The sequence below is a fragment of the Bradyrhizobium sp. genome, from assembly GCF_036735945.1.
Classification (GTDB): Bacteria; Pseudomonadota; Alphaproteobacteria; order Rhizobiales; family Xanthobacteraceae; genus Bradyrhizobium.
In genome coordinates this window covers 1-6,143 of the sequence record NZ_DAINNI010000196.1, presented here as the reverse complement: position 1 = coordinate 6,143, position 6,143 = coordinate 1, and the positions used below count along the sequence as shown (strand labels likewise).

4 protein-coding genes, 1 pseudogene and 2 riboswitches are annotated in these 6,143 nt (G+C 64.9%); of the genes and pseudogenes, 3 read left to right on the top strand and 2 right to left on the bottom strand.

The window, feature by feature from the left end; genetic code table 11:
• Positions 1-613: alanine--tRNA ligase-related protein (locus tag V7E26_RS28730; protein ID WP_324422768.1), on the bottom strand; the 613-nt coding region annotated here is incomplete at its 3' end.
• Between the two features lie 272 nt (positions 614-885).
• Positions 886-976: riboswitch (glycine riboswitch) on the top strand.
• A 3-nt stretch (positions 977-979) separates the two neighbouring features.
• A riboswitch (glycine riboswitch) is annotated at positions 980-1,058 on the top strand.
• Positions 1,059-1,115: 57 nt separating this feature from the next.
• On the opposite strand from V7E26_RS28730, the gene gcvT reads away from it, so the two are divergent.
• From gcvT to gcvP, 3 genes are all read left to right on the top strand, one after another.
• A complete protein-coding gene (gcvT, locus tag V7E26_RS28725) occupies positions 1,116-2,258 on the top strand; it encodes a glycine cleavage system aminomethyltransferase GcvT (protein ID WP_324422769.1) in 1,143 nt (380 codons plus the stop codon).
• Positions 2,259-2,289: 31 nt separating this feature from the next.
• Positions 2,290-2,655: a glycine cleavage system protein GcvH gene (gene gcvH / locus V7E26_RS28720; protein WP_324422767.1), complete on the top strand. Its 366-nt coding sequence runs from the start codon at positions 2,290-2,292 to the stop codon at positions 2,653-2,655.
• Positions 2,656-2,851: 196 nt separating this feature from the next.
• Positions 2,852-5,737 (top strand): aminomethyl-transferring glycine dehydrogenase, encoded by a 2,886-nt coding sequence (gene gcvP, locus V7E26_RS28715; protein WP_324422766.1) that lies wholly within the window; start codon positions 2,852-2,854, stop codon positions 5,735-5,737.
• A 149-nt stretch (positions 5,738-5,886) separates the two neighbouring features.
• On the opposite strand, the pseudogene V7E26_RS28710 reads toward gcvP, so the two are convergent.
• Positions 5,887-6,143: pseudogene (locus V7E26_RS28710) on the bottom strand (recombinase RecA); the annotation flags it as partial.

The following is a 6,143-nucleotide window of genomic DNA, read 5'->3' as shown; positions in this document are numbered from 1 at the left end:
CGAGATTCCAGAATTCGAGGAAGCGGTCGCCATCCTCCTCCGGGCTGCCCGGAGGACCGCCCCAGATGTGCTCGCCGCGGTCGATGAAGATTTCCGAACAGGGACCGCAGGGTCCGGTGTCGCCCATCGCCCAGAAATTGTCCGAGGTCGGGATGCGGATGATGCGATCGTCAGAGAAGCCCGCGATCTTTTTCCAGAGGCCGGCCGCGTCGTCGTCGGTGTGGTAGACCGTGACCAGCAGCTTGTCCTTCTTCAGCCCGAATTCCCTGGTGATCAGGTTCCAGGCGAGTTCGATCGCGCGCTCCTTGAAGTAATCGCCGAACGAGAAGTTGCCGAGCATCTCGAAGAAGGTGAGATGGCGCGCGGTATAGCCGACATTGTCGAGGTCGTTGTGCTTGCCGCCGGCGCGCACGCATTTCTGCGAGGTGGTGGCGCGCTGGTAGGGCCGCTTCTCGACGCCGGTGAAGACGTTCTTGAACTGCACCATGCCGGCATTGGTGAACATCAGGGTCGGGTCGTTGCGCGGCACCAGCGGCGACGAGGCCACGATCTCGTGGCCGTTCTCCGCGAAGAAATTTAGGAATTTCGACCTGATCTCGTTGACGCCGCTCATGTTCATCCAATCGGAAAAAAGCGCCGGGTCAGGTCGGAAGTAACCTTAATCTTCCGGCGGAACGCTTTTAGACAAGGCCGCCTGCGGTGTCCAGAAACTGTGCAGGCAGATCATAGGGTTGCCGCAGCACACAAGATGGGCACGCATCTCCCGTTAATAATGCTGCGCCTGCGTTGACAGTCTTGGCAAGCCTGTGTTTCCCTCGTATCTGTTCTGGAATATGATACCGAAAAATGGATACCGGTTTTCCGACAGGATCATGTTCGAATTGAAGACGTCACGCCGGGAGAGATCGGCTTCAGCGCCGGCGCCGAAGGAGCAACCGCCCCGGAAACTCTCAGGCAAACGGACCGCGTGACGAAATAGCATCTGGAAAGAGACGCCGGGCCGCATGTGCCCAGGTCGTCCGCCGACGGGATAATACTCTCAGGCACAGCGACAGATGGGGCTTTCTATGGGTTTTTTCGGAGGCTGGTCTCCGGAACCCGTGAGGGCCTTTATGATGCTGGCGCGCGAAGCTTCCCTAAACCGCACCCCGCTCTACGCGCTCCATGTCGCGCGCGGCGGCAAGATGGTTCCCTTCGCGGGCTATGAGATGCCGGTGCAATTCGCACCCGGCGTGCTGAAAGAGCATCTCCATACCCGCAGCGCCGCCGGCCTGTTCGACGTCTCGCATATGGGACAGTTCGCGCTTCGTCCCAAATCGGGCAAGGTCGAGGATGCCGCGCTGGCGCTGGAGCGGCTGGTGCCGCAGGACATCGTGGCCGTCGCGCCCGGACGCCAGCGCTACGCCCAGTTCACCAACGAAAGCGGCGGCCTGCTCGACGACCTGATGGTGGCGAATTTCGGCGACCATCTGTTCCTGGTCGTCAACGCCGCCTGCAAGGCCGAGGACGAAGCGCATTTGCGCGCGCATCTCTCCGATAGCTGCATCATCGATTCGCTCAGCGATCGCGCGCTGGTCGCGCTGCAGGGCCCGAAGGCGGAATCGGCGCTGGCAAAACTCGGCGCCGACGTTACGGCGATGAAGTTCATGGATACCGGCCCGCGCAAGGTCGCCGGCTTCGACTGTTTCGTCTCGCGCTCCGGCTATACCGGCGAGGACGGTTTTGAGATTTCGGTGCCGGCCGCACAGGCCGAGGCGCTGGCGACGATGCTGCTGCAGAACCCCGATGTATTGCCGATCGGGCTTGGCGCGCGCGACAGCCTGCGGCTGGAAGCCGGCCTCTGCCTCTACGGCCACGACATCGACACCACCACGACGCCGGTCGAGGGCGCGCTGGAATGGTCGGTGCAGAAGATCCGCCGCAATGGCGGCGCCCGCGCCGGCGGATTCCCGGGCGCGGACAGGATTCTCGCCCAGTTCGACAAAGGCGCCTCGCGCCGCCGCATCGGCCTGCTCGCCCAGGGCCGCGCGCCGGTGCGCGAGGGCGCACTGTTGTTTGCCGACAGCGCTTCGACCGAGACAGTCGGCCAGGTCACCTCGGGCGGTTTCGGTCCGAGCCTCAATGCGCCGGTTGCGATGGGCTATCTGCCGACATCGCTGTCCGCCAACGGCACGCAGGTTTTCGCCGAAGTGCGCGGACAGCGCCTGCCGCTGCAGGTCGCTGCCATGCCGTTCGTTCCCAACACCTACAAACGCTAGTTCCGCAATCGCCAATTCACGAGGACGTTTAATGACGACGCTGTTCACCTCCGACCACGAATGGATCCGCATCGAGGGCGATGTCGCCACCATCGGGGTCACGGACTATGCGCAATCGCAGCTCGGCGATGTCGTGTTCGTCGAACTGCCCAAGGTCGGCCGCTCCCTGAAGAAGGCCGAGGCCGCCGCCGTGGTCGAATCGGTGAAGGCGGCTAGCGATGTCTACGCGCCGATCTCCGGCGAGGTCGTCGAAATCAACGAGGCGCTGGCCGCCGAACCCGCGCTGGTGAATACGGACGCCGACGGCAAGGCCTGGTTCTTCAAGCTGAAGATATCAGACAAGAGCGAACTCGACGGCCTGATGGATGAAGCCGCCTACAAGGCCCACACGGCTTAAGGAAGATGAAGCGACTGGCAACCCCATACTCACTGTCATCGCCCGGCCTTGGTGCGCACTTGCGCACTGGGACCGGGCGACCCAGTACGCCGCGGCCTGTCGGTCCTATCGCTGGTTTCCCGGCGTACTGGATACCCCGCCTTCGCTGGGTATGACGGCTGGTGCGGGTATGACGAGCAATATTGAGGAAACAATCATGAACGCGCCGCTCAAAACCACCGCCGAGGCCGCCACCGATTTCGTGCGCCGCCATATCGGCCCCTCGCCCCGCGACGTCAGCGCGATGCTGGACAGCGTCGGCGCGTCGAGCCTGTCCGAACTGATGGGCCAGACGCTGCCGTCCTCGATCCGGCAGAAGAGGCCGCTCGATCTCGGCCCAGCGCTCAGCGAGACCGAGGCGTTGGCGCATATGCGCGAACTTGCCGCGCAGAACGAGGTATTCACCTCGCTGATCGGCCAAGGCTATTCCGGCACACTGCTGCCCGCGGTGATCCAGCGCAACATCCTGGAGAATCCGGCCTGGTACACGGCCTATACGCCGTACCAGCCGGAGATCAGCCAGGGCCGCCTGGAAGCACTGTTCAACTTCCAGACCATGATCTGCGATCTCACCGGGCTCGACGTCGCCAACGCCTCGCTGCTCGATGAAGGCACCGCGGCGGCCGAAGCCATGGCGCTCGCCGAGCGCGCCTCGCAGGTCAAGACCAAGGCGTTCTTCGTCGATTCGGAGGTGCATCCGCAGACGCTGGCGGTGGTGCGTACCCGCGCCGAGCCGCTCGGCTGGAGCGTGATCGTCGGCGATCCCCTCACCGATCTCGAGGGCACCGATGTGTTCGGCGGCCTGCTGCAGTATCCGGGCACGTCGGGCGCGGTGCGCGACCTCCGTCCCGCCATCGCGGCGCTGCACGCCAAGGGCGCGCTGGCCGTCATGGCCGCCGACCTGCTGGCGTTGACGCTGATCGTATCTCCCGGCGAACTCCGCGCCGACATCGCCATCGGCTCGGCGCAGCGCTTCGGCGTGCCGATGGGCTATGGCGGCCCGCACGCGGCCTATATGGCGGTGCGCGATGCGCTGAAGCGCTCGCTGCCCGGCCGCATCGTCGGTCTGTCCGTGGACTCGCGCGGGCAGCCCGCCTATCGCCTGGCGCTGCAGACCCGCGAGCAGCACATCCGCCGCGAAAAGGCCACTTCGAACATCTGCACCGCGCAGGTGCTGCTGGCGGTGATCGCCTCGATGTACGCGGTCTATCACGGACCCGAGGGGCTGACGCATATCGCGCGCATCGTGCACCGCCGCGCCGTCGTGCTGGCGGCTGGATTGGCAAAGCTCGGTTTTGCGTCGCAGGCGCCGGCCTTCTTCGATACGATCACGGTGGCATCGGGCGGCAAGCAGAGCGAGATCGTCGCCCGCGCGCTGGCCGAGAAGATCAACCTGCGGATCGGCCAAGGAAACGGCGACGGCGTGCTCGGCATTGCCGTCGACGAGACCACAACGCCCGCGATCGTTGAAGCAGTGTGGCGCGCCTTCGGCGGCAAGCTTGCCTATGCCGAGGTCGAACTTGGCGCGCGCGAGACGCTGCCGCTCGAACTGAAGCGCGACAGCGCCTTCCTGGTCCATCCCGTATTCCACACCCACCGCTCCGAGACCGAACTGCTGCGTTACATGCGCAAGCTCAGCGACCGTGACCTCGCGCTCGACCGCGCGATGATCCCGCTCGGCTCCTGCACCATGAAGCTGAACGCGACCACCGAGATGGTCCCGCTGACCTGGCCGGAATTCGGCGCGCTGCACCCGTTCGCGCCGCGCGAACAGGCGGCCGGCTATCACGCGCTGTTCAGGCGGCTGGAGCAATGGCTGTGCGACATCACCGGCTATGACGCGATCTCGCTGCAGCCGAATTCGGGCGCGCAGGGCGAATATGCCGGATTGCTGGCGATCCGCGCCTATCACGCGGCGCGCGGCGAACCGCACCGCAAGGTGTGCCTGATCCCCTCCTCCGCGCACGGCACCAACCCGGCCTCGGCCCACATGGTCGGCATGGACGTGGTGGTGACGGCCTGCGACATCAGGGGCGACGTCGATGTCGACGACCTCCGCGCCAAGGCGGAGCAGCATTCCAAGAATCTCGCCGCCGTGATGATCACCTATCCGTCGACGCATGGCGTGTTCGAGGAGCACATCACCGAGATCTGCGACATCGTTCACGAGCATGGCGGCCAGGTCTATCTCGACGGCGCCAACATGAACGCGCAGGTCGGCCTTTCCAGGCCCGGCGATTACGGCGCCGACGTCTCGCACCTCAATCTGCACAAGACGTTCTGCATCCCGCATGGCGGCGGCGGCCCCGGCATGGGCCCGATCGGCGTCAAGGCGCACCTGGCGCCCTATCTACCCGGCCATCCCTCAACCGACGGTGCCGTCCCGCATCCGGTCGGTCCGGTGTCGGCGGCGCCGTTCGGCTCGGCGTCGATCCTGACCATCTCCTACATCTACATCCTGATGATGTCGGGCGAGGGCCTGCGGCGGGCCACCGAGATCGCGATCCTCAACGCCAACTACATCGCGAACCGGCTCGATCCGCATTTCCCGGTGCTCTACCGCAACGCCAAGGGTCGTGTCGCGCATGAATGCATCATCGATCCGCGCGCGCTGAAGGCGACCAGCGGCGTCACCGTCGACGACATCGCCAAACGCCTGATCGACTACGGCTTCCATGCACCCACCATGAGCTTTCCGGTCGCGGGCACGCTGATGATCGAGCCGACCGAATCGGAATCGAAGGCCGAGCTGGATCGTTTTTGCGACGCGATGATAGCGATCCGAAGCGAGATCACGGAGATCGAGATCGGCCGCTGGAAAGTTGAAGCCTCGCCGCTGCGCCACGCCCCGCACACCGTGCACGACATTGTCGATGATGCATGGAACCGCCCCTATAGCCGCGCCACGGGTTGCTTCCCCGATGGCGTCTCGCGCACGGACAAGTACTGGAGCCCGGTCGGCCGCGTCGACAACGTCTATGGCGACCGCAATCTGGTGTGCTCCTGCCCGCCGGTGTCGGATTACGCGCAAGCCGCGGAGTGACGTAAATCGCCATGCCCGGGCTTGACCCGGGCATCCACCCACCATTACCCACCAAGCAAAACGGGCGCTGCGAACGTCGGCAACTCAACGTCCGCAGCGCCCGTCTGTTGCGCTTCAGGCCTTAACCCCTGAAGCGCACTTCCTGAGACCTATTCGTCGTCCGCCGGCTCCTCGCCATCGGCGTCGCGCTCGGCGGGGCCGGCGAGAATCTGCTCGGCGATCAGGCCGGAGTTCTGGCGGATCGCCAATTCGATCTTGGCGGTCATGTCGGGGTTGGCCTTGAGGAAGGCCTTTGAGTTCTCGCGCCCCTGCCCGAGCCGCTGGCTGTCATAGGAGAACCAGGCGCCGGATTTCTCGACGATGCCGGCCTTGACGCCGAGGTCGAGGATCTCGCCCATCTTGGAGA

Excerpts from the sequence above, each read along its gene's own strand:
- gcvT (WP_324422769.1), top strand. The coding sequence starts at position 1,116 with ATGCTGGCGCGCGAAGCTTCCCTAAACCGCACCCCGCTCTACGCGCTC.
- gcvH (WP_324422767.1), top strand. The coding sequence starts at position 2,290 with ATGACGACGCTGTTCACCTCCGACCACGAATGGATCCGCATCGAGGGC.
- gcvP (WP_324422766.1), top strand. The coding sequence starts at position 2,852 with ATGAACGCGCCGCTCAAAACCACCGCCGAGGCCGCCACCGATTTCGTG.